Annotated in this window: 24 protein-coding genes; all 24 read left to right on the top strand. The window is 30.4% G+C overall.

The genetic code is table 11. The features are described from left to right. Positions 1-44: 44 nt before the first annotated feature. The 24 genes from ACWW38_RS02365 (at position 45) to ACWW38_RS02250 (ending at position 22920) form a co-directional block, all read left to right on the top strand. Complete coding sequence (locus tag ACWW38_RS02365) at positions 45-1130, top strand: stage II sporulation protein P (protein ID WP_456259222.1); 1086 nt, start codon at positions 45-47, stop codon at positions 1128-1130. Positions 1131-1179: 49 nt separating this feature from the next. Beyond that, positions 1180-1617, top strand: a complete 438-nt coding sequence (locus tag ACWW38_RS02360; protein ID WP_456259221.1) for a hypothetical protein — start codon at positions 1180-1182, stop codon at positions 1615-1617. A 102-nt stretch (positions 1618-1719) separates the two neighbouring features. After that, positions 1720-3525 (top strand): translation elongation factor 4, encoded by a 1806-nt coding sequence (lepA, locus tag ACWW38_RS02355; protein WP_456259220.1) that lies wholly within the window; start codon positions 1720-1722, stop codon positions 3523-3525. Positions 3526-3555: 30 nt separating this feature from the next. Beyond that, entirely contained in the window at positions 3556-4686 is a 1131-nt protein-coding gene (gene hemW, locus ACWW38_RS02350) for a radical SAM family heme chaperone HemW (RefSeq protein WP_456259219.1), read from the top strand. 204 nt (positions 4687-4890) lie between these two features. Then, a complete protein-coding gene (hrcA, locus tag ACWW38_RS02345) occupies positions 4891-5946 on the top strand; it encodes a heat-inducible transcriptional repressor HrcA (RefSeq protein WP_456260399.1) in 1056 nt (351 codons plus the stop codon). Between the two features lie 11 nt (positions 5947-5957). Continuing rightward, entirely contained in the window at positions 5958-6575 is a 618-nt protein-coding gene (grpE, locus tag ACWW38_RS02340) for a nucleotide exchange factor GrpE (RefSeq protein ID WP_456259218.1), read from the top strand. Positions 6576-6625: 50 nt separating this feature from the next. Continuing rightward, complete coding sequence (gene dnaK / locus ACWW38_RS02335) at positions 6626-8470, top strand: molecular chaperone DnaK (RefSeq protein ID WP_456259217.1); 1845 nt, start codon at positions 6626-6628, stop codon at positions 8468-8470. Positions 8471-8565: 95 nt separating this feature from the next. Continuing rightward, the gene (gene dnaJ, locus ACWW38_RS02330; protein ID WP_456259216.1) at positions 8566-9708 is read left to right on the top strand and encodes a molecular chaperone DnaJ; all 1143 of its coding nucleotides are present in this window, start codon (positions 8566-8568) and stop codon (positions 9706-9708) included. Between the two features lie 125 nt (positions 9709-9833). Continuing rightward, positions 9834-10769, top strand: a complete 936-nt coding sequence (gene prmA, locus ACWW38_RS02325; RefSeq protein WP_456259215.1) for a 50S ribosomal protein L11 methyltransferase — start codon at positions 9834-9836, stop codon at positions 10767-10769. Positions 10770-10787: 18 nt separating this feature from the next. Further along, complete coding sequence (locus ACWW38_RS02320; RefSeq protein WP_456259214.1) at positions 10788-11543, top strand: 16S rRNA (uracil(1498)-N(3))-methyltransferase; 756 nt, start codon at positions 10788-10790, stop codon at positions 11541-11543. Continuing rightward, positions 11543-12844: a tRNA (N(6)-L-threonylcarbamoyladenosine(37)-C(2))-methylthiotransferase MtaB gene (gene mtaB, locus ACWW38_RS02315; RefSeq protein ID WP_456259213.1), complete on the top strand. Its 1302-nt coding sequence runs from the start codon at positions 11543-11545 to the stop codon at positions 12842-12844. Before ACWW38_RS02320 ends, mtaB begins: the two co-directional genes overlap by 1 nt. 76 nt (positions 12845-12920) lie before the next feature. After that, complete coding sequence (locus tag ACWW38_RS02310; protein ID WP_456259212.1) at positions 12921-13265, top strand: histidine triad nucleotide-binding protein; 345 nt, start codon at positions 12921-12923, stop codon at positions 13263-13265. A gap of 138 nt (positions 13266-13403) precedes the next feature. After that, the gene (gene rpsU, locus ACWW38_RS02305) at positions 13404-13586 is read left to right on the top strand and encodes a 30S ribosomal protein S21 (RefSeq protein WP_456259211.1); all 183 of its coding nucleotides are present in this window, start codon (positions 13404-13406) and stop codon (positions 13584-13586) included. Positions 13587-13613: 27 nt separating this feature from the next. After that, complete coding sequence (locus ACWW38_RS02300; RefSeq protein WP_456259210.1) at positions 13614-14057, top strand: GatB/YqeY domain-containing protein; 444 nt, start codon at positions 13614-13616, stop codon at positions 14055-14057. 128 nt (positions 14058-14185) lie between these two features. Further along, positions 14186-14473: a sporulation protein YqfC gene (gene yqfC / locus ACWW38_RS02295; RefSeq protein ID WP_456259209.1), complete on the top strand. Its 288-nt coding sequence runs from the start codon at positions 14186-14188 to the stop codon at positions 14471-14473. Beyond that, the gene (gene yqfD / locus ACWW38_RS02290) at positions 14470-15663 is read left to right on the top strand and encodes a sporulation protein YqfD (protein WP_456259208.1); all 1194 of its coding nucleotides are present in this window, start codon (positions 14470-14472) and stop codon (positions 15661-15663) included. The genes yqfC and yqfD overlap by 4 nt, the downstream gene beginning before the upstream one ends. Before the next feature lie 60 nt (positions 15664-15723). Beyond that, entirely contained in the window at positions 15724-17760 is a 2037-nt protein-coding gene (locus ACWW38_RS02285; protein ID WP_456259207.1) for an HD family phosphohydrolase, read from the top strand. A 36-nt stretch (positions 17761-17796) separates the two neighbouring features. Next, the gene (gene ybeY, locus ACWW38_RS02280; RefSeq protein ID WP_456259206.1) at positions 17797-18297 is read left to right on the top strand and encodes an rRNA maturation RNase YbeY; all 501 of its coding nucleotides are present in this window, start codon (positions 17797-17799) and stop codon (positions 18295-18297) included. Between the two features lie 163 nt (positions 18298-18460). Next, positions 18461-19168 (top strand): diacylglycerol kinase, encoded by a 708-nt coding sequence (locus tag ACWW38_RS02275; protein WP_456259205.1) that lies wholly within the window; start codon positions 18461-18463, stop codon positions 19166-19168. Between the two features lie 101 nt (positions 19169-19269). After that, the gene (locus tag ACWW38_RS02270; protein WP_456259204.1) at positions 19270-19668 is read left to right on the top strand and encodes a cytidine deaminase; all 399 of its coding nucleotides are present in this window, start codon (positions 19270-19272) and stop codon (positions 19666-19668) included. 9 nt (positions 19669-19677) lie between these two features. Further along, positions 19678-20562, top strand: a complete 885-nt coding sequence (gene era / locus ACWW38_RS02265; RefSeq protein WP_456259203.1) for a GTPase Era — start codon at positions 19678-19680, stop codon at positions 20560-20562. A gap of 60 nt (positions 20563-20622) precedes the next feature. Next, positions 20623-21384: a DNA repair protein RecO gene (gene recO, locus ACWW38_RS02260; protein WP_456260398.1), complete on the top strand. Its 762-nt coding sequence runs from the start codon at positions 20623-20625 to the stop codon at positions 21382-21384. 1 nt (position 21385) lies between these two features. Continuing rightward, the gene (locus ACWW38_RS02255; protein ID WP_456259202.1) at positions 21386-22030 is read left to right on the top strand and encodes a DUF4342 domain-containing protein; all 645 of its coding nucleotides are present in this window, start codon (positions 21386-21388) and stop codon (positions 22028-22030) included. 257 nt (positions 22031-22287) lie between these two features. Continuing rightward, entirely contained in the window at positions 22288-22920 is a 633-nt protein-coding gene (locus ACWW38_RS02250) for a helix-turn-helix transcriptional regulator (protein WP_456260397.1), read from the top strand. The last annotated feature ends 58 nt before the right edge of the window (positions 22921-22978 follow it).

Here is a 22978-nt window from a genome sequence, read left to right as displayed (position 1 = left end):
AAGTGACCCCTCATATATATAAAACAAACAAGGGAGGGGTCATAATGAACTTTAGAAAAAATAGCAATTATAATTTTGTAACTATTCTTGCTACACTTTTAGCTAGTGTATTACTGACAATATTAATACTCAGTGGAATAAATAAATTATCTGTTAGAGGTAACTTTGGTGAGAATAATATCTATACAAGAATTATAGGGTATAGTCTGCCTATATTTAAATCTAATGGTGCTGAAGAAAAGTTTGAAGGTGTAGATACATCATCATATGGAGGATTACTGAACTTATTAGGAATAGGTAAAGGAAACCATTTAAATATAGTAGGCAAAGAGATTGCATATGTGACATATACTGAAAGTAAGAACAACTCAGCAATGCGAGATCCAGAAGGGGCATTAAATAGATTTACACTAAATTATGATCAAGTATATGAAGAGGAAACACAATCCAAAAGTAACGGAAATATGAATTCAGCACCTGCATTCAGTTCTGAGTTAAAGAAAAAAATGCCTTCAAAGCCTGAAGTGCTTATATATCATACACATACATGTGAAAGCTATAAACCCTATGGTACAAATATAGCTGATAAAGATAAAAATATTTGTGCGGTAGGAGAAGAATTAAAAAGTGAATTAGAGAAGTATGGTATAAATGTATTACACGATACTACAGTTCATGATACTGTTACTTATAACAAAAGTTATGAAAGATCTAGAGTAACATTGGATAAGTATTTGAAGGAATATAAAGATTTTAAACTAATAATAGATCTACACAGGGATTCAGTGGAAAATAAAAAAGCTGTTACTACCAATATAAATGGAGAAGATGTGGCTAGATTTGCTTTTGTAATGACAAAAAAGAATCCACATGCAGATAAAAATTTGAAACTAGCTGAAAATATAAGAAACATATCCAACAAATATTATCCTGGAAATAAAGAAAATCCAAGTTTTAACAAAGGAACTTTCTATTATAATTATGGAAGAAAGTTTTACAATCAAGATGCCAGCAATAATTCAGTACTTATAGAAATTGGATCTCATATAAATACTATTCAAGAGGCTAAGGCTTCAACAAAATATTTAGCTAGAATAATTGCTGAACAAATAAATGGAAAAAATGAATAAAAGTAGACTAAAAAGTACATCCTTAAAATATAAAGGAGGTACTTTTTTTATGGCTAAATTTAAGATTATTTATATTAGCATGATAGTTTTTGTGATTATTGGATTATGTACAGTGAATATAAACTTAAACAGGCAGATATACTCTAGTATAGCTGGAGATATTAATAATGAAGATATTAATAATGAAGATATAAACTATAATAAAGAAAAACTATCTTGGAATTTAGATTATATGGGCGAAGTATTAACTTATCCCGATAAATACGATATAGGAAATACTGATAGTAAAAAAGATATAAAAGATTCAGAAACAGTTATGCCTAAAATAAGAATATTATATAACCCTAAGCCTTTTGATTTCAGGATAGATACAAATAATTATATTTTTTTTATAAACGGCAATGTTATAAGCAACTTAAAATTTAAATTTTATAATACATTTAGTAAAGTAAAAACTACTATGAGTAATTTAGTGGATAATATATAATTTAAAATGTAAATTCACATAAAAATAGTTATTGTTGACATTACTCTAGAATTATATGATATAATTTATTACGATTTATTATGTGCAATGGGGGTAAACGTAATGCAGAACGATAGAAAAAAGTATATAAGAAACTTTTCGATAGTAGCACATATCGATCATGGTAAGTCTACACTTGCAGATAGATTATTAGAGGAAACAGGTACTTTGACAAATAGGGAAATGGAAAATCAAGTACTAGATAATATGGAATTAGAACGTGAAAGAGGTATAACTATAAAATCTCAAGCTGCAAGATTGATTTATAAAAGAGATAGTGGAGAAGAATATATACTAAATTTAATTGATACACCAGGACATGTAGATTTTAATTATGAAGTTTCAAGAAGTCTTGCTGCCTGTGAGGGTGCTATATTAGTAGTAGATGCAACCCAGGGAATACAAGCACAAACATTAGCAAATTGCTATTTAGCGCTAGATCATGATTTAGAAATAGTACCAGTTATAAATAAAATTGATCTGCCAAGTGCAAGGCCAGATGAAATTAAACAGGAAATAGAGGACGTCATTGGAATTGAAGCCCAAGATGCTCCGCTAGTTTCAGCTAAAACTGGATTAAACATTAAAGATGTATTAGAAGCCGTAGTAGAAAATGTACCTGCACCAGAAGGAGATGAAGAAGCTCCTTTAAAAGCATTAATATTTGATTCATATTATGATAGCTATAAAGGTGTAGTATGCTATGTTAGGATTAAAGAAGGTGCAGTAAAAGTAGGTACTGAGATAAAATTTATGGCAAGTGGAAAAGAATATGACGTAACAGAAGTAGGTGTGTTTACACCAGGCTTCTTGCCTATGAATCAACTTAGTGCTGGGGATGTTGGATATATAACTGCTTCTATAAAGAATCTTGGAGATGCTGCAGTAGGAGATACAATAACTGAAGCGGAAAGACCTGCTGAAGAACCATTAGAAGGATATAGACCAGCCATACCAATGGTTTTTAGTGGTATTTACCCTGTAGACGGGGCTAAATACGATGAACTAAAAGAGGCATTAGAAAAGCTTAAAATAAATGATGCCGCTCTATCTTTTGAGCCAGAGACATCAATAGCATTAGGATTTGGATTTAGATGTGGATTCTTGGGATTATTACACATGGAAATAATTCAAGAGAGAATAGAAAGAGAATTTAATTTAGATATTATAACAACTGCTCCTTCTGTTATCTATAAAGTATATAGAAGAGATGGAGAAATGTTAGAAATTACAAACCCAACTAATCTGCCAGATCCAACAGAAATAGAGTTTATGGAGGAACCTGTAGTTAAGGCTTCTATAATAACTCCTTCAGATTATGTAGGGTCAGTTATGGAACTATGCCAAAATAGAAGAGGTACATTTATAGATATGCAATATATTGAAACTACTAGAGCAGTACTTAATTATTATATACCTCTAAATGAAATAATATATGACTTTTTTGATACCTTAAAATCAAAAACAAGAGGATATGCTTCTTTAGACTATGAATTAAACGGATATAAACAAGCTAAGCTTGTAAAACTTGATATGCTGTTAAATGGAGATGTAGTAGATGCGCTATCAATGATAGTACCAGAAGAGAAAGCATATCAAAAGGGTAGAGGTATTGCTGAAAAACTTAAAGAAGTTATACCAAGACAAATGTTTGAGGTTCCTATTCAAGCTGCTATAGGTGCTAAAATAATTGCCAGAGAAACAGTAAAGGCAATGAGAAAAGATGTTCTTGCAAAGTGCTATGGGGGAGATATTTCAAGAAAGAGGAAGCTTCTTGAAAAGCAAAAAGAAGGTAAAAAGAGAATGCGTCAAATCGGTAGCGTAGAAGTGCCGCAAGAAGCATTTATGTCAATTTTAAAGGTTGACTAATAGAATTATATTAGAATGGAGCTAACAAATATGGGTGATAGTGTTTCTTTATATATACACATTCCATTTTGCAAACAAAAGTGTTTATATTGCGATTTCCCATCTTTTTGTGGGTTTGAAGGTGAAATGCTGAACTATGCAAAAGCTCTTTCTAAAGAAATAGACAGTATAGGAAATGAAAAGATTAGAACTATATTTATAGGTGGGGGAACTCCCACCTATTTATCTTTAGAAGGCTGGGAAATAATTAAAAATAGCATAGCTAATTTAAACAAAGCTGAAGGATTAGAGTTTACAGTAGAAGGAAACCCGGGAACTTTCAGTGAAGAAAAATTAAAGCTTTTCAAAGAAATGGGAGTAAATAGAATTAGTATAGGACTGCAGGCATGGCAGGATGAACACCTTAAGGCATTAGGAAGAATACATTCAAATGAAGAATTTATAAAAAGTTTTCAATTGTCAAGAGAGTTAGGTTTTAAAAATGTAAATATAGATTTAATGTTTGGACTTCCAAATCAGGATTTGCAGGATTGGAAAGAAACTCTAAGAGAAGTTGTAAAATTAGATCCGGAACATTTGTCTTGCTATAGCTTGATTATTGAAGAAGGAACTCCTATATATAGATTATATGAGGCGGGTAAATTGAATTTACCTGAAGAGGAAGTAGAAAGAGATATGTATTCATATACTCTAGATTTTTTGAAGTTGAATGGATATTTTCAATATGAAATTTCCAACTTTTCTAAACATAATTTTCAATGTAAACATAATTTAGTTTATTGGAATCTCCAAGAGTATATTGGATGTGGTTCATCGGCTCATTCATATAAAAATGGGTTTAGGTATAGAAATGTAGAAAATATTGAAGAATATATAAAGGCTATTAATAGCAATGGCAATGCTATAGCAGACAGGAAGAAGAACACAATAGAAGATGACATGGAAGAATTTATGTTTATGGGACTCAGAAAGATAGAAGGAATTTCAATTAGTGAATTTGAAAGAAGGTTTAGTACACCTATATCTAAAGTGTATGGTAAGGTTATTTATAAATACAAAAATAATGGATTAATGAAAGAAATAGATGGATACTTATCACTATCTCCAAGGGGTATAGAAGTATCTAATATGATTATGAGTGATTTCATATTGAATTGTTAAAGGTTGGATAAAATCTTGAGAAAAAGCGAGTATTTACAAGAAAAGAAAGAATGAGTGAGAAATTTTAGTGAAAATAGATTAATTACGTAAAAAAGATGATATTGACAAAAAAATATTTGAGTGATAAGTTTAAATCGTAGTCGTTAGCACTCAATCAGTAAGAGTGCTAATAAATGAGGTGATCTTTTGAATAAGTATTTAAGTATGGATGAGAGAAAAATTAAAATACTTGAAGCTATTATCCAGGATTATATTATCACTGGAGAACCAGTGGGTTCAAGGACTATAGCTAAGAAATATGATTTAGGTGTAAGTTCAGCTACTATAAGAAACGAAATGTCTGACTTGGAAGAGATGGGACTAATTGAACAGTTGCATACTTCGTCGGGTAGAAAGCCATCAGACAGCGGTTATAGACTATATGTTGATAAACTTATTCAAGTACCTAAGTTAACACCTCAAGAAGAGCTAATGATAAAAAAAGAGCTTATTGATGAGGCTCTATACGAGGTGGATAAGATTGTAAAAAGAGCTATAACACTTTTGTCGGAGCTTACTAAGCTTACTTGTGTTGTTAGAACTCCATCTGTAAGAAATAGTGCTATTAAATTAATTCAACTTTTGAACATAAATAGCAATAGTATTCTTGTTGTAATAATAACTCAAAATAACATGATATATAACAATATAATAAGAATTAACAAACCTATAAGTAGTGAAATGATTCAAAAATTATCAAATATGTTAAATAACAATCTTGCTAATTTAACAATTCAAGATATAAATTTAAGAGTGATAAATGAATTAAAAGTTCAACTTAAAGGGTATGAAGATATTTTTGATGCAATTATTTCTACACTTTATGATGCACTAAGTAAAGCTGATAATAGTGAGATTTTCTATGAAGGTGCTGCTAATATATTTAATTATCCAGAGTACAATGATATAGAGAAGGCAAGACAATTTTTATCACTAATAGATGATAAAGACACTCTAAGACAGCTATTCAGTAGTAATGCCTTTGAAAGATCTAAAAGTGGAAATGGTTTTGTTATCAGCATTGGAAAAGAAAACTTTATTAAAAATGCCCAAGATTGCAGTATAGTTTCAGCAATTTATAGTCTTGGAAATCAGCCGCTGGGAACTATTGGTGTTATTGGACCAACAAGAATGCAATATTCTAAAGTTATTTCACTATTAACTGAATTTGTTGGTACCTTAAATGAAAACATAGGGCAAATATATATTGATGATAGGTAAGAGGTGAAGAAATGGATAACAATGAGAATTTAACTGAAGAGAAGGAATTGTTTGAAAATGAAACTCTCGAGGAAGCAGAAGTAAATGAAGATAGGGAATTTGAAGAATTAGAAAATAGCACAAATGAAGATAATGATGTAGAGAATGCAGAAAATTTATTAGATCAATTAAAGGATGAGAATAAGAATTTATTAGATGAAAACAAGAAATTGCAAAATGAATTAGAAGCCATAAAAGATAGACTTCTAAGAGTAAATTCTGAGTATGACAACTTTAGAAAGAGAACTGAAAAAGAAAAGAAAGCTATATACACAGATGCTTGCTCAGATATTTTAAAGCACATGTTGCCTGTATTTGATAACCTTGAAAGAGCAGTGTCAGCTGAAGGAAATGCTGATGATCTCAAAAAAGGAATAGAAATTACAATAAAACAATTTGAAGAAGCTTTTAAAAAGTTAGATGTAGAAGAGATAAGCACTGATGGAGAATTTGATCCGAATTATCATAATGCTATTATGCATGTTGAAGATGATAACTTTGGAAAAAATCAAATAGTTGAAGTTTTCCAAAGAGGATTTAAAAGAGAGGATAAAGTTTTAAGATTTAGCTTAGTTAAGGTTGCTAATTAGCCTAAATTACTTATATATAAATACTTAGTATAAATTAGGAGGTAAACAAAATGGGAAAAGTAATAGGAATTGACTTAGGAACAACAAATTCATGTGTATCTGTTATGGAAGCTGGAAATCCGGTAGTTATAGCTAATGCTGAAGGTGCTAGAACAACACCATCAGTTGTAGCATTTAAAGATAATGATGAAAGACTTGTAGGTCAAGTTGCAAAAAGACAAGCAATTACAAATCCTGATAAAACTATAATATCAATAAAAAGACATATGGGAACTGATTATAGAGTGGATATAGATGGTAAAAAATATTCACCAGAAGAAATATCAGCAATGATACTTCAAAAGCTTAAAGCTGATGCTGAAGCATATTTAGGTGAAACAGTAACAGAAGCTGTTATCACAGTTCCAGCGTATTTTAATGACAGCCAAAGACAAGCAACTAAGAATGCTGGTAAGATTGCTGGCCTTGATGTTAAAAGAATAATAAATGAACCAACAGCAGCATCTCTTGCTTATGGTCTTGATAAGATGGATACAAATCAAAAAATATTTGTATATGACTTAGGTGGAGGTACTTTTGACGTATCTATACTTGAACTTGGTGATGGAGTATTTGAAGTTAAAGCTACAAATGGAAACACAAAATTAGGTGGAGATGACTTCGACGAAAAAGTAATGAATTATATAGCTGATACTTTTAAAGCTGAAAATGGTATAGATTTAAGAAATGATAAAATGGCTCTTCAAAGATTAAAAGAAGCAGCAGAGAAAGCTAAAATAGAATTATCATCTTCAACAAAGACAAATATTAATTTACCATTCATAACAGCTGATGCTACAGGTCCTAAACATATAGATATGGATTTAACAAGAGCGAAGTTTGATGAATTAACAGCAGATTTAGTAGAAGCGACAATTGAGCCTATGAGAAAAGCATTAAGTGATGCAGGACTTTCAATAAATGATATAGATAAAATTGTATTAGTTGGTGGTTCAACAAGAATACCGGCTGTTCAAGAAGCAGTTAAGAAGTTCACAGGAAAAGAACCTTCAAAGGGAGTTAACCCAGATGAAGTTGTTGCTATGGGAGCAGCAATTCAAGCAGGTGTATTAACTGGTGAAGTTAAAGATATATTACTTCTTGATGTTACTCCTCTTACTCTTGGAATTGAGACAATGGGTGGTGTTGCAACTCCATTAATAGAAAGAAATACAACTATTCCAACAAGAAAGAGCCAAATATTCTCAACAGCAGCAGATAACCAAACTTCTGTTGAAATTCACATAGTACAAGGCGAAAGAAAGATGGCTTCAGGTAACAAGACTCTTGGAAGATTCCAATTAACTGATATTCCAGCAGCACCAAGAGGAATTCCACAAATAGAAGTTACATTTGATATAGATGCTAATGGTATATTAAATGTTTCAGCTAAGGATAAGGGAACTGGAAAAGAAGCTAACATTACAATTACAGCTTCAACAAACTTAAATGACGACGAAATAGATAGAGCTGTAAAAGAAGCTGAAAAGTTTGCAGAAGAAGATGATAAGAGAAAACAAGAGGTAGAAACTAAGAATAATGCTGATTCAGTGGTTTATCAAACTGAAAAAACTTTAAAAGATTTAGGAGATAAGGTATCAGCTGAAGATAAAAAGAATATTGAAGAAAAATTAGAGGCTTTAAAGAAAATTAAAGATGGCAGTGACATTGACGCAATTAAGAAGGCTACTGATGAAGTAACAGAAGCATTCTATGCAGTATCATCAAAACTATATCAACAAGCTGGAGCAGAGGCAGATCCTAATATGGGTGGTGCTAATAATACTTCTGCTAACCAAGAACCAAAAGATGATAATGTAGTAGATGCAGATTTCAAGGTTGAAGAAGACAAGTAAATTGTGTATAATGAAAAAGTCATATAGTTAAGGGATGGTTTATTAGCCTTCCCTTAATTTGGGTTTGAAAAAGCAATAGGTGGTGAAAATTAAGGATGGCTAATAAAAACTATTATGATATTTTAGACATATCAAAAGAAGCTAGTGATGAAGAAATAAAGAAAGCTTATAGAAAGCTTGCTATGAAATACCATCCTGACAGGAATCAAGGTAATAAAGAGGCAGAGGAAAAGTTTAAAGATATAAATGAAGCATATCAGGTTTTATCTGACCCTCAGAAAAAGGCTCAATACGATCAGTTTGGAACTACAGATTTTAGTGGATTTGGAGGTCCTGGTGGTGATGGAGGCTTTGGCTTTGATTTTTCGGGAATGGGAGGATTTGAAGATATATTTGACAGTTTCTTTGGAGGATTCTCATCAAATAGGCAGAGAAGAAATGGGCCAGAGAGAGGTGCGGATCTTGAGTACACTATTAACTTAACTTTCAATGAAGCAGTTTTCGGAGTAGAAAAGGAAATATCTATATCTAAAAACGAAAAGTGTGAAACATGCAGTGGTACTGGAGCGAAGCCAGGTACAAGTCCAAAGACCTGTGATAAGTGTGGAGGAACTGGCCAAGTTAGAAGTCAAAGAAACACACCACTTGGAAGTTTTGTAACAACTGGTACTTGTGATAAGTGCGGGGGAACAGGTAATGTAATAGATAGCCCATGTTCTACTTGTCATGGAAAAGGTACAGTAAGAAAGAATAAAAAAATAAAGATTAATATACCTGCCGGTGTTGATACAGGTAATGTATTGCCTCTTAGAGGACAAGGACAGCCTGGAAAAAACGGAGGCCCTAATGGAGATTTATATATAAATATTAGAGTAACGCCACATCAAATGTTTATAAGAAAAGGCTTTGATATATATATAGATGAACACATAAGCTTTGGAAAAGCTGTTTTAGGTACAGAACTTAAGGTTCCAACTATTGATGGAGATGTTAAGTATAAAGTACCAGCAGGAACACAGCCAGGAACAGTTTTTAGATTAAAAGGAAAAGGTGTTCAAAAGGTAAATGGTCATGGAAGAGGAGACCAGTATGTGAAGCTTATTGTAGATGTTCCAAAGAGCATAAATGATAAACAAAAAGAAGCATTAATAGCCTTTATGGAAGCTAGTGGTGAAAAAGTTTCAGAAGGAAGCGGTAAAGAATCCTTTGTTGATAAAATTAAGAAAAATTTCAAATAAAGAAACTTGTTTCTCTCTTTAGGGAGAAACAAGTTTTTTAAGTTTACAAATTTGTATCATGTGGATTATAATAAAATAATATGTGCGGCCAAAGAATTATAAAGTTAAAAGGAGAGGTTCTAGGCATGGATAAACAATGGTTAGAAATTGAAATTGTTACTAGTAGTGAGGCAGCTGATGCTGTAACAGGTATATTGTACAATACTGGAGTTCAAGGAGTAGCTATAATAGACTCTAAAGATGTAGAGGAAAAAAAGCAAAGCTCAGATGGATTTGATTGGGTAGAAGTAGATTTCTTAGAAATAAAAGATGGAGCTATAGTAAAAGCTTATTATAAAGAGGATGAAAAATTTAATGAATATCTTCAATATGTGAAAGAAAGCGTTATGAATCTAGAAATGTTTGGGCTAAATAAAGGAGAAGGAAAAATCACAGTTAAGAAGGTAAATGAAGAGGACTGGGAAAATAACTGGAAGGTATATTATAAGCCTACTAAGGTTGGGAAGAGAATAGTAGTTAAACCTACATGGGAAGAATACGAAAAATCAGAGGATGAAGTTATAATAGAATTAGATCCTGGTATGGCTTTTGGAACAGGAACTCATGAAACTACTAGACTTTGTATGCAGGCTCTTGAAAAATACGTGAAGAGCGATTCTACTGTGTTTGATATAGGAACAGGATCTGGAATACTTGCTATTACTGCTGCAAAACTAAATGCAAAGAAGGTTATAGGAGTAGACCTTGATCCAGTGGCTGTAGACGCAGCTAAAGAAAACGTAGGTTTAAACAATTTAAGTAATATAGAAATACTTTACGGAAACCTAATGGATGTTGTAGATGGCAAAGCAGATATTGTAGTAGCAAATATTCTTGCTGATATAATCAAAATACTAGCAGAAGATGTTAAAAAATTTGTGGTAGAAGGCGGATGTTTTATAGCCTCAGGAATCATTTTGGATAGAAAAGATGATGTAATAGAAAAACTTAATGAATGTGGATTTAGCATAGAAGAGGTAAATACAGATGGTGAATGGTGTTGTATAGTTGCTAAGGCTTAAGAAAAGGAGAATTCAGCCATGCATAAGTTTTTTGTAAATATAGACAAAATATATGACAATAAAGCTATAATTGAAGGCGATGATGTAAAACATATATATAAGGTTTTAAGATTAAAAGAAGGAGAAACAGTAAATATAAATAATTGTAATGGAGAAGAATTTCTTGGTACTATAGAGAGTATAAGCAAAACTAAGGTAGAAGTTAAACTGTCAAATAAGCTAGAAATAAATAATGAAAGCCCTATTGACATTTATTTATATCAGGGCCTTCCAAAGTCTACTAAGATGGATTTGATAGTGCAAAAATGTACAGAATTAGGAGTGAAAGAAATTACTCCTGTAATAACTGAAAGAGTTATATCTGCCTTAGGAGATATAAAAAAAGATAATAAAAAAGTAGAAAGATGGAATAGGATAGCTTTTGAAGCTTGCAAGCAAAGTAAGAGAACTCTAATACCAAATATTAATGATTCTATAGAATTTATAGAACTTTTAGATAACTTAAAAGAAATGGATTTAATAGTAGTAGCATATGAAAATGCTGAAAATTACGGAATAAAGCAAATGGTTAGAGATATAAATAAGCAAGTTAAAAAAATAGCAGTAATAATTGGACCAGAAGGTGGATTTGAGGAAGAAGAAATATTGAGTTTGAAAAATCTAGGTGCTTATATTGTAACGTTGGGTCCAAGAATACTTAGAACTGAAACTGCAGGATTTACTTGTGTAAGTTTGCTTATGTATGAATTGGGAGATTTAGGAGGAGAAATTTAATGAAGGTTGCTTTTGCTACATTAGGGTGCAGAGTAAATCAATACGAATCAGAAGCAATGGCTGAAAAGTTTATTAAGAGCGGATATGAAGTAGTATCTTTTGATGAAATAGCTGATGTATATGTAATAAATACTTGTACTGTTACAAATATGAGTGATAAAAAATCACGTCAAATGATATCAAGGGCAAAACGAAAGAACAAGGATGCTATAATTGCAGCCGTTGGTTGCTATGCTCAAATAGCACCTGATAAGATATCTGAGATAGGGGATGTAGATGTAGTTTTAGGTACTAGAAATAAGGGAGAAATAGTCTATTGGGTAAATAGAGCTAAAGAAGAAGAAAATCCTATTATTGCAGTTGGAGATGTTTTAAAAAATAGAGTATTTGAAGATTTGAGAATAGAAGAATATCAAGATAAGACTAGAGCCTTTTTAAAGATTCAAGATGGATGTAATAATTTTTGTTCCTATTGTTTAATTCCTTTTGCTAGAGGTGCAGTATGCAGTAAATCTCCTGATGTAGTGGTAAAGGAAGTAAAGGAATTAGCTAAACATGGGTTTAAAGAAATAATTCTGTCTGGAATAGATATATCCTCTTATGGAGCAGAATTAGAAGGGGACTGGAATCTATTCCGTATACTTCAAGAAATTGATAATATAGATGGTGTAAATAGAATAAGAATAGGTTCAATAGGACCAGAAGCCTTCCAGGAAGGCATAATTAAAGATATGGGCAAATTAAAGAAATTATGTCCGCATTTTCATTTGTCTCTTCAAAGTGGATGCGATGAAACATTAAAAAGGATGAATAGAAAATATAATACAGAACAATATAAGAATATAGTAAATTCACTTAGGGATAGCATTAGTGATGTTTCCATAACAACAGATGTAATTGTTGGATTCCCGGGAGAGACAGAAGAAGAATTTGATATAACCTATAAATTCTTAAAGGATATAAAGTTATCTAAAATGCATATATTTAAGTTTAGTCCAAGAACGGGGACTAGAGCAGCGCTTATGGAAAATCAAGTTGATGGTAATATAAAAGATGAGAGAAGTAAGGCTCTTATAAAACTTAATAAAGAAAATGAGAAAGAGTTTATGGAAGGTTTTATAGGAAGAAACATGGAAGTTTTGTATGAACAAAAAAGTAGTGATATAGAATCTAGTTATGAAGGATATACACCAAACTACATAAAGGTAATAGCTAAGTCTGAAAAAGATTTAAGAGGAAAAGTTATACCTACTAGATTAAATAAAATTGCTGATGATTATATTGCTGGAGAAATAATTTAAGAAAAAAGTAAATTTTTTAGAAGGAAAAATAATAATAATGTTGAATATAAAACACATGGGTAAGGAGGTGATCAGCATGGAAGATTGCATCTTCTGTAAAATTATTAATGGAGAAATCCCTTGTAAAAAAGTGTATGAAGATGATATAGTGCTAAGCTTTGAGGATATTAATCCAGCAGCACCAGTGCATGTCCTCGTAGTACCTAAAAAACATATAAAGGATTTAAATGAATTAACAAGTGATGACTTAAACATAATGTCTCATATTTTAGGAGTAATTAAGGATATTGCAAAAAAGATGAATATCTGCGAAAATGGATATAGGGTAGTTGTAAATTGTGGCAAAGACGGAGGTCAAGAAGTACCACATATTCATTTTCATATATTAGGTGGAAAAAGTTTAAGTTGGCCACCAGGCTAGCTATATGAAAATTGAGTTAAGCTGTGAAAATAGTTGACAGGTTGTAAAATAATGTTGTATAATTACCAATGTGCTATTTTGCCCTCGTAAACTTCGAATACTTAGGTTTCAATACTGCTAGGGAGGGAGGGATAATCGGTGTCAGAAGTTAAAATAAGAGAAAATGAATCATTAGAGAGTGCACTTAAGAGATTTAAAAGATCTTGTGCAAAAGCAGGTGTTTTATCAGAAGTTAGAAAGAGAGAACACTATGAAAAGCCAAGCGTAAAAAGAAAGAAAAAATCAGAAGCTGCAAGAAGAAGAAAAACAAAGGTAAGATAAGAATTATTGAAAGAGGGTATCTCAAGTATGTCTCTTAAAGAAAGATTACAAGAAGACTGGAAGAACTCAATGAAAAGTAGAGATAAGTTCAGAGCCAGTACTATAAGCATGGCAAAAGCCGCTATTTTACAAGCTGAAAAAGTTGATAATAGAAGCTTAGATGATGATGAAATTATTGATATTTTATCAAAAGAAGTAAAACGTAGAAAAGAAGCTGCTGCCGAATTTCAAAAAGCTAATAGACAAGATTTAGTTGATGAAGCTAATTCTGAAGTAGAGATATTATTGGAGTACCTTCCTAAGCAGTTGACCGAAGATGAAATTGCTGATATAGTTCAACAAGTAATTTATGAGACCGGGGCAAATAGTATGAAGGATATGGGAAAAGTAATGTCAGCTGCTATGACTAGATTAAAAGGTCGTGCAGACGGATCACTTGTAAGCTTAATTGTAAAACAAAACTTAAATTAAAATAATGGCTGAAAAAGCTTGTTTTAAGGTCCAGTGAAAACTGGATCTTTTTATTTTGCGCTAATTTAGTAATTTATTATAACTGAAATTCATAAATTATTATGGAAGAAATTATTAGGGGAGCATAAATGAAAAATAAATTTTATAGGACGAAGGAAAATTTTGCACAAAAACTCGGCTTGCCAAGAGATGTTGTTTTGGATATTCCTAAAATAATTATAACTGGTGATAATGAAATAGTTATCGAAAATCATAAAGGAATAATAATGTTTAAAGAAAATGAAATTAAAATAAATTCAAATGTAGGTGTTATATCGCTTCAAGGTAAAAGTTTAGAAATACTATTTATAGGGGGAAGTACTGTAATTATAGGTGGTAAATTTAAAGATATAAAATATGAGGGGAATATGTTATGAGTAAGTTTAATTTTAATAAATATAAAAAGGGAATAATAACTATAGAGATTAAATCTATTATTCCAGAAAAGTTTATAAATCTTTTATGGAGAAATAATGTTAGCATAAGGAATGTAACTAGAAAAGATATTACTACATTCTGTTTTGATACAAGCCTCAGCGATTATAGCACAATAAAAGATATAGCAAAAAGAACAGATACAAAAATAAAAATAGTTAATAGAAGAGGCATAGCCTTTTTCATGATAAAGAATAGAAAAAGACAAACTTTATTAGGGGGTATAATTTTATTTGTAGGAATTATATACTATCTTTCTACTTTTCTATGGCATATAAATATTACCACAGAGAAAAATATAACCCCATATGAAGTTAGAAGTCAGTTGAAAACCCTTGGAATTAAACCTGGTATAAATAAGAATAAGGTAGATGTGTATAAGCTAGAAGAGAAAATTATGAGTGAAAACGCAGATATAATGTGGGTTAGGGCAAGAGTTGAAGGCTCTAGGCTAAATATTAGCATAGCTGAAAGACAAGAACCTCCAGAAGTTTTAAATGACAAATCTCCTTGCAATGTTGTAGCTAAAAAAGACGGAGAAATAATAAGAGTATATAGTAAAGCGGGTACTTCAATTATAAAAAGTGGAGATGTGGTTAAAAAAGGAGATATTCTTGTAAAAGGGGAGCAGGGTAAAGAGGATAATATATACTTAGTACATGCAGAAGCAGAAGTAATCGCTAGAACTTTTTATGAAGAAAAAAAAGAGATACCAACAACTGTTTTAGACAGAGAAAAGACGGGGAATACAGATAAAGATATATATTTAGATATATTTGGTAAGAAAATTTATCTTAAAAAAGGTAAGAATAAATTTAAAGTTCATGATACAATATTAATAGATAAGCCTATACTAAAACAAAATGTATATTATGAGGTAAATGAAAAAAATAGAAGTTTAGATAAGAATGAGGCTATAGATAAGGCATCTAATGAACTTTTCTCAAACATAATTGTAAAGTTAGATAAATCTGTTAAAATAGTAGATAAGATAGTTGATTCTAAACAAAATGGTGATAAGTATGAGGTAAGGGTTGTTTTAGTTGTAGAAGAGAACATTGCTGAACTACAAAAGATAGATGAAGTTATAGAATATGAAAACAAAAATATTAAAGAAGAAAAAAAGCAATAAAGAAGAATAAAGTAAACATCCTAAGATAAACCTTAATATGAACAAGGACGTGATATATAAGTGGGTAATATTAAATATGCTATAGAAAATAATCATGTTAAAAAAATACTAACTTTTATATTAACCTTTATTTTCATTACTGGTATAATAATAACCTCTTTAGTTACTAAAAAGTATATCTTAAAAGAAGGAGATATAGCAAAGTCTGATATAAAAGCACCAAAAGAAGTAACAGATACACTTAATACAAAAGAAAAGCAGCAGCAAAAAGAAGAGTCTGTTCCACTACAATACAATAAGAATTTAGAGATTAAAAAAGAAGCTTTAGAGCAGATTGATAATCTATTTTTTCAAGCTAATAAATTATTGGAAACTACTTTAAATGAAGAGGCAAAGATAGAAAAGCTAAAAAAAGATGTGCAAATCAGTTTATCAGAAGAGGAAGTTAAAACTCTAGTAAGTCTTGATAAAGCACAGCTTAAAGTTCTGCAAGAAAAATTAAATGATATAATGAATAAGGTTTTAGATTTTGATATAAGAAAAGATAATGAAGAAGACTTGAAAAAAGCTCAGGACGTTATATCAGTTAAATTTAATAGTTCTAAGCTTTCAAGGACTCTTAGAGATCTAGGAATCAGAATAGGAACTTTAGAAATAAAACCTAACTTCTTTTATGATGAGGAAAAAACTAACGAATTAAAAGCTGAGGCAAGAAAATCAGTGCAACCAGTTACAATTAAAAAAGGTCAGATTATTATAAAAGAAGGAGAGCCAGTAACGGAAAGGGATCTGGTAATACTTGGAGATTTAGGATTGCTTGATAATAATGATAACAAGTACATATATATTTCTGTAATTGCATTAGTACTTTTATCTATGTTTTTACAGTGGTTCTATTTGTACAAATACTATAGATATATTTATAACGATTCAAATAAAATAGTTTTAGTTAACGTTTTAACATGTGTTTCTATACTATTGGCAAGAACACTATCCATAATTTCGCCATTTTTAATACCTCTGGCATGTGTACCAATGCTATTCACTCTTTTGATAAATTATAAGGTTTCAATAACTTCTAATATAATAAATTGTATTCTTATAAGTGCTGTTGTTCAATTTAATATTGAAATAACTCTACTAGCAATATTAAATAGCATACTTGGAGCTGTTGCATTAAAAAAACTACAACAGAGAAATGACATTCTCTATGCATCTTTATTTGTGGGAATAATGAATTTTATACTGACTTTAAGTGTAGGATTCCTATTGAGTAATAACGTATTAGAAGTACTTAAGAAGGGTGGATATTCTTTTGCAGGAAGCATAACTGCAGCTATATTGACAATTGGATTTTTACCTCTTTTTGAAACTACTTTTGATATTGTAACTACCATAAAGCTTTTAGAGCTATCAAATCCAAATCATCCACTGCAGAAAAGGTTGCTTTTAGAAGCACCGGGAACATATCATCATAGTATTCTAGTTGCAAATTTAGCTGAAGTGGCAACTGAAAAAGTAGGGGGAAATCCAGTACTTGCTAGAGTTTCTGCTTATTATCATGATATCGGAAAAATTAAAAGACCTATGTTTTTTAAAGAAAATCAGGTAGGTAAAGATAATCCTCATGATAAAATTAATTCTAATTTAAGTACTTTAATTATAACATCTCATATTAAAGATGGACTTGAATTAGCAAAAGAGTATAAACTTCCTAAAGTTATAGGAGATGCAATACAACAACACCATGGAACATCTCTTGTAAAATATTTTTATATAACTGCTAAAAATAATAGCGATAAACCTGAGGAAGTTAAGGAAGATGATTTTAGGTACCCAGGCCCAATACCAGAAAGTAAAGAAGCTGCAATTCTTATGCTGGCAGATGGAGTAGAGGCTGCAGTAAGATCAATAAGCGAGCCGACTAAAGGTAAAATAGAAGAAATGGTAAATAATATAATAAAGGATAGACTAAATGAAGGGCAATTGGATAATTGTGATTTAACTCTTAAAGAATTAAATGAAATAAGGACATCTTTTTTGAAAGCACTATCGGGAATATATCATCAAAGAATAGAATATCCTACTGAAAAGTAATATATTTCAGCAACAATCTTACAAAGGAGAATGGATATGGTATATATAGACAATAGACAAAACAAAATAGAAGTTAAAGATGAAATAATTGATAATGTAGATAAAATAATAAACCATGCTTTAAAAGAAGAGATGGTAAATATAGAGACTCAAGTAAGTGTAATATTTATTGATAATCATCAAATAAAAGAAATAAATAAAGAGCAAAGGAATATTGATAAAGTTACAGATGTATTATCTTTTCCAATGTTATATTATCCAGAAGGTAAAGTTTACAAAGAAGTCTATTTAGATTATAAATTTGGAGCTGAAGACATAGATGATGGAGAATTGGTTTTAGGGGACATCGTATTATCACTAGAGAAAGCATTAGAGCAAAGTGAAGAATATGGTCATTCTTTTATGAGAGAAGTGTGTTATCTTACAGTACATTCAATTCTGCATTTACTAGGATATGATCATATGAATGAAGAAGACAAAAGCAGAATGAGAAAAAGAGAAGAGGAAATATTAGAAAAATTTAATGTGAAGAGATAAGTATAGATAGTAATAATTTAGTAGTTAAAAGTATTTATATTGTGATTAATTATGTGACATGCACCATTGTAAGGTTGCATGTCAATATTTTACACAAAAACGGATTACTATTTAGATATTCTAACTTAATTACAATTATTTATTATACCCAAAGGATTAGGTGGTGGTTTTTATAAAAAAGGTAAAAAAACTTGTAGATAGCTTTAATTATGCTATTGAAGGAATGATATATACAGTAAGAACTCAAAGAAATATGAAAATACATATGGTATCAGCCTTAATAGTTTTAAGTGCATGTTTTTTCTATGATTTAAGCAAGTTAGAACTTTTAATTTTAACCATAACAATTACTATGGTATTGGTATGTGAAATGATTAATACGGCTGTAGAGTGTGCTATAGATGCAACTACAAACTATTACCATCCTTTGGCCAAGATAGCTAAAAATGTAGCAGCAGGAGCAGTACTTATAACAGCTATAAATTCTGTATTAGTAGGGTATATTATATTTTGGGATAGATTATTACCATTTACTTTTATAGTAATTAATAAGATAAAAGATTCTAACCCTTATATGATTTTTTTAAGCTTAGTTATTGTATCTTTAGCAACAGTTATAGCAAAAGCGATTTTTGGAGAAGGAACACCTTTAAAAGGTGGAATGCCAAGTGGACATAGTGCAATTGCATTTTCCATATCAACAACTATAGCATTACTTACGGCAGAACCTACAGTTATTATATTAAGCTATATTATGGCATTTATAGTAGCTCAAAGTAGGGTTGATTCTGAAGTACATTCTATATTTGAAGTTATTGTAGGAGGAATTTTTGGAACGCTTTTAACACTACTAATTTTTAAAATTTTATGATATTTTTTAAAATACAGTTAAACATTTTGAAATATAATTAATACGTGGTATAATTTAAATACTAAGAGAGTCAATAAAGATTAATCCTATGGAGGGATATGATGGAATATAAAGATTTAATAAGAGAAGCATTAAGATATAGAGAAAATGCGTATGTACCTTATTCAAATTTTAAAGTTGGCGCAGCTGTACTTATGGATGATGGAAAGATCTATGGAGGATGTAATGTAGAAAATGCATCATATGGCGCAACTAATTGTGCCGAGAGAACTGCTATTTTTAGAGCAATAGCTGAAGGTAATAAAAAATTAAAAGCAATTGCAGTAGTAGGAGATTTATCTACACATACGTCACCTTGTGGTATATGCAGACAAGTAATTAGTGAATTTGCAGATAAAGATACAGATATAATTCTTATTAAAAATGAAAATGAATATTTAGTGAAAAAATTAGAAGATATACTGCCAGGTGCATTTACAAAGGAAGACTTAATTAAATAAGGAGGATTTATGTTCAAATCAGGATTTATAACTATTATCGGAAGACCAAATGTAGGTAAGTCTACGCTTATCAATAATGTAATTGGAGAAAAATTATCAATAGTATCATGTAAACCTCAAACTACAAGAAATAACATAAGAGCAGTATTAACAAGAGAAGACTGTCAACTTATATTTTTAGATACACCAGGTATCCACAAACCAAGGCACAAGCTTGGAGAATATATGGTTAAAATTGCAGAAGAATCTACTAATGAAGTTGATTTAATAGTATTTATGACAACTCCCCAGGAAGAGATAGGAAAGGGAGATGAAATGATTTTAGAAGGTTTAAAAAATATAAATAAACCTGTATTCTTAGTTATTAATAAGGTAGATGAAAACCCTCCAGAATTAGTAGCAAAGACATTACAAGTATATTCCAGTTATATGAACTTTACTGAAATAATACCTATATCAGCTAAGAGAGATAAGAATGTTGACTTACTAAAAGATTTAATGATTAAATATATGCCTGAAGGTCCTAAGTATTATCCAGAAGAGATGATTACTGATCAACAGGAAAGATTTGTTATTTCGGAGATAATAAGAGAAAAAGCATTAAAGCTTTTATCAGAAGAAGTACCCCATGGTATTGCAATAGAGATTATATCAATGAAAAAGAACAATAAAGGAATGTATAATATAGATGCCAATATACTTTGTGAAAAAGATTCCCATAAAGGTATAATAATAGGTAAAGGTGGGCAAATGCTTAAGAAGATTTCAACTTATGCAAGACAAGATATGGAGAAATTTTTAAACGCTAGAGTAAACCTTCAAGTATGGGTAAAGGTAAAAAAAGAGTGGAGAGATAGTAGCTTTATGCTAAAGGAATTAGGATATAAAGACTAATATATTATAAAATATAGAAGATATTTTGTTATTTACTTTCATAATTAGGATATAATATATATAGGAGATGGTTTTCTGTCAATATTTAAGACTAGAGCTATAGTAATTAAAACTCAAGATTTTAAAGAAAATGATAAATTAATATGGCTCTTTACTGAAAAGCTTGGCAAAGTATCAGCTATAGCTAGAGGTGCAAAGCGAAGTAAAAGTAAATTTTTATCATCTACGCAACCTTTTTGCTTTGGAGAGTATATATTATATAGAGGAAAAAATTTATATAATATTAATGAAGTACAAATAATAGATTCATTTCAAGGAATACTAAAGGATATAGATACTATTACTTATGGTTCATATTTATGTGAGCTAATTTTAATTGGATTACAGGAAGAAGAGAGTAATAGAGATTTATTCAAAGACTTCATAAAAGCTTTTTACTTTATGAAAAATAATGTAGTAGATTTGCAGATACTAGCTAGAACTGTGGAACTAAGACTTTTGAAGGCTACAGGTTATGGATTTAATTTTGAAAAGTGCTGTGTATGTGGTAAAAAGATAAATAAATCAAGTTATTTAAGCATACAATATCATGGTGGAACCTGTGATGAATGTAATAAGATGAATGGTTTAAACATAAGTTATTCAGCGTATAATGTATTAAAATTTTTAGATAATACTTCAATGGAAAACATACACAGAATAAATGTATCAGAAGATATTAAAAAAGAAATATATAAAATTTTAAATATATTTATCTCGCAAAGCTATACAAAAAAACCAAATAGCTTAGAAATGTTGAATTATTTAAAAGGGAGTGAATAAAATGAGTGAGATTTCTTTAGAAAAAATCGACATAATCAGAGAGAGAACAGGAGTTAGTTATACTGAAGCAAAAGAAGCTTTAGAAATATGTAATGGCAATGTTGTTGATGCACTTATTCATATTGAGGGCAAACAAAAAAGCATGAAAGATGATTTGTATACAACAAAAGACGAATTTATGAAATGGATGAAGGAAGTAGTTAAAAAAGGAAATGTAACAAGAATAAGAATAAAGAAAGATGATAAAACAGTTACAGATATTCCAGTTAATGCAGGAGTTGCAGCTGGTTTAGTAGCTCTTATATGGCCACCGCTAATTGCATTAGGCGTATTAACTGCTGTTTTCACCAAAGTAACAATTGAAATAGTTAAGAGTGATGGATCTGTTGAAGTTGTTAATAAAATTATAAAAAACAGAGCTAAAGATGTAAAAGAAAAGGTTGATGATTTAACATATGATGTAAAAGAAAAAGTAGATGACTTAACAACTGAGGTAAAAGAAAAAGTAGAAGATATGACATCTGAAGTTAAAGAAAAACTTGATAAAAAAAATAATTCAGCGAAGGATGAAAATGTATATAAGTATACTGTAAGTTTTGAAGAGGCTGATGACGAGAAAGAGGAAAAAAATGAAGACGGCAGATGATACTGTCGTTTTTATTTTTAGATATTAGATTGGCAGATATTAGTATAATTTATATGTATAAAAAATAGGATTATTAGTAGCGTTAGAATAGCTCATTTAAGGATAGGTAACGATAAAAAAATAAGAAAATTTAAGAAAAGTATACTATTTACCGAAATAATCACAAATAATGACTCATAAATAAGAAAAAGTGATATACTATTTATATAAATACGTGGTATAATGTGAAGGTAAATGTATGAAGGAGGTAGGAAAAAATTAATTTATCAACTAGACAAAAAGAGATAATTGAGTTAGTAAAGGAAAATCAACCCATAACAAGTGAACAATTAGCAGGTAAGATTGGCGTTACCAGAGCGGCATTAAGACCAGACTTAGCAATCCTTACTATGACTGGTATACTTGAGGCTAGACCTAAGGTTGGGTATATATGTTCTCAAAAACCATCCTCAAGTTTAGTTTATGATTACATAAGAAAAATAAAAGTTAAAGACGTAATGTCAAAACCCGTTACCCTAGATGAGCAAACTACTGTATATAACGCTATAGTAAATCTGTTTTTAAATGATGTAGGTACTATATTTGTAGAAAATAATGGATGCTTAGTTGGAGCAGTTTCAAGAAAGGATTTCTTAAAAACTGCTATTGGAGGAACAGATATAAATAAAGTTCCAGTAGGAATTATTATGACTAGAATGCCGAATATAGTATATGTTGAACCAGAAGATTCTGCTTTCGAAGCTGCAAAAAAGATTATCGAGAGAGAAGTTGATAGTCTTCCAGTTATTGAAAAGGTAGCAGAAGAAAACGGGGATAAGGTAAAAGTTATAGGTAAACTTTCTAAAACAAATATAACACGTCTTTTTGTCAAATTAAGTGAAAACTCTTAAAGAATTAAATGGGGGAACCCTAATAATATAAAATTACGACAAAAAAAGGGGATGTTTG

It is taken from the genome of Clostridium sp. JNZ J1-5 (assembly GCF_053901425.1).
The sequence above is the reverse complement of the archived record's forward strand: the minus strand, read 5'-3'. Positions and strand labels throughout refer to the sequence as shown.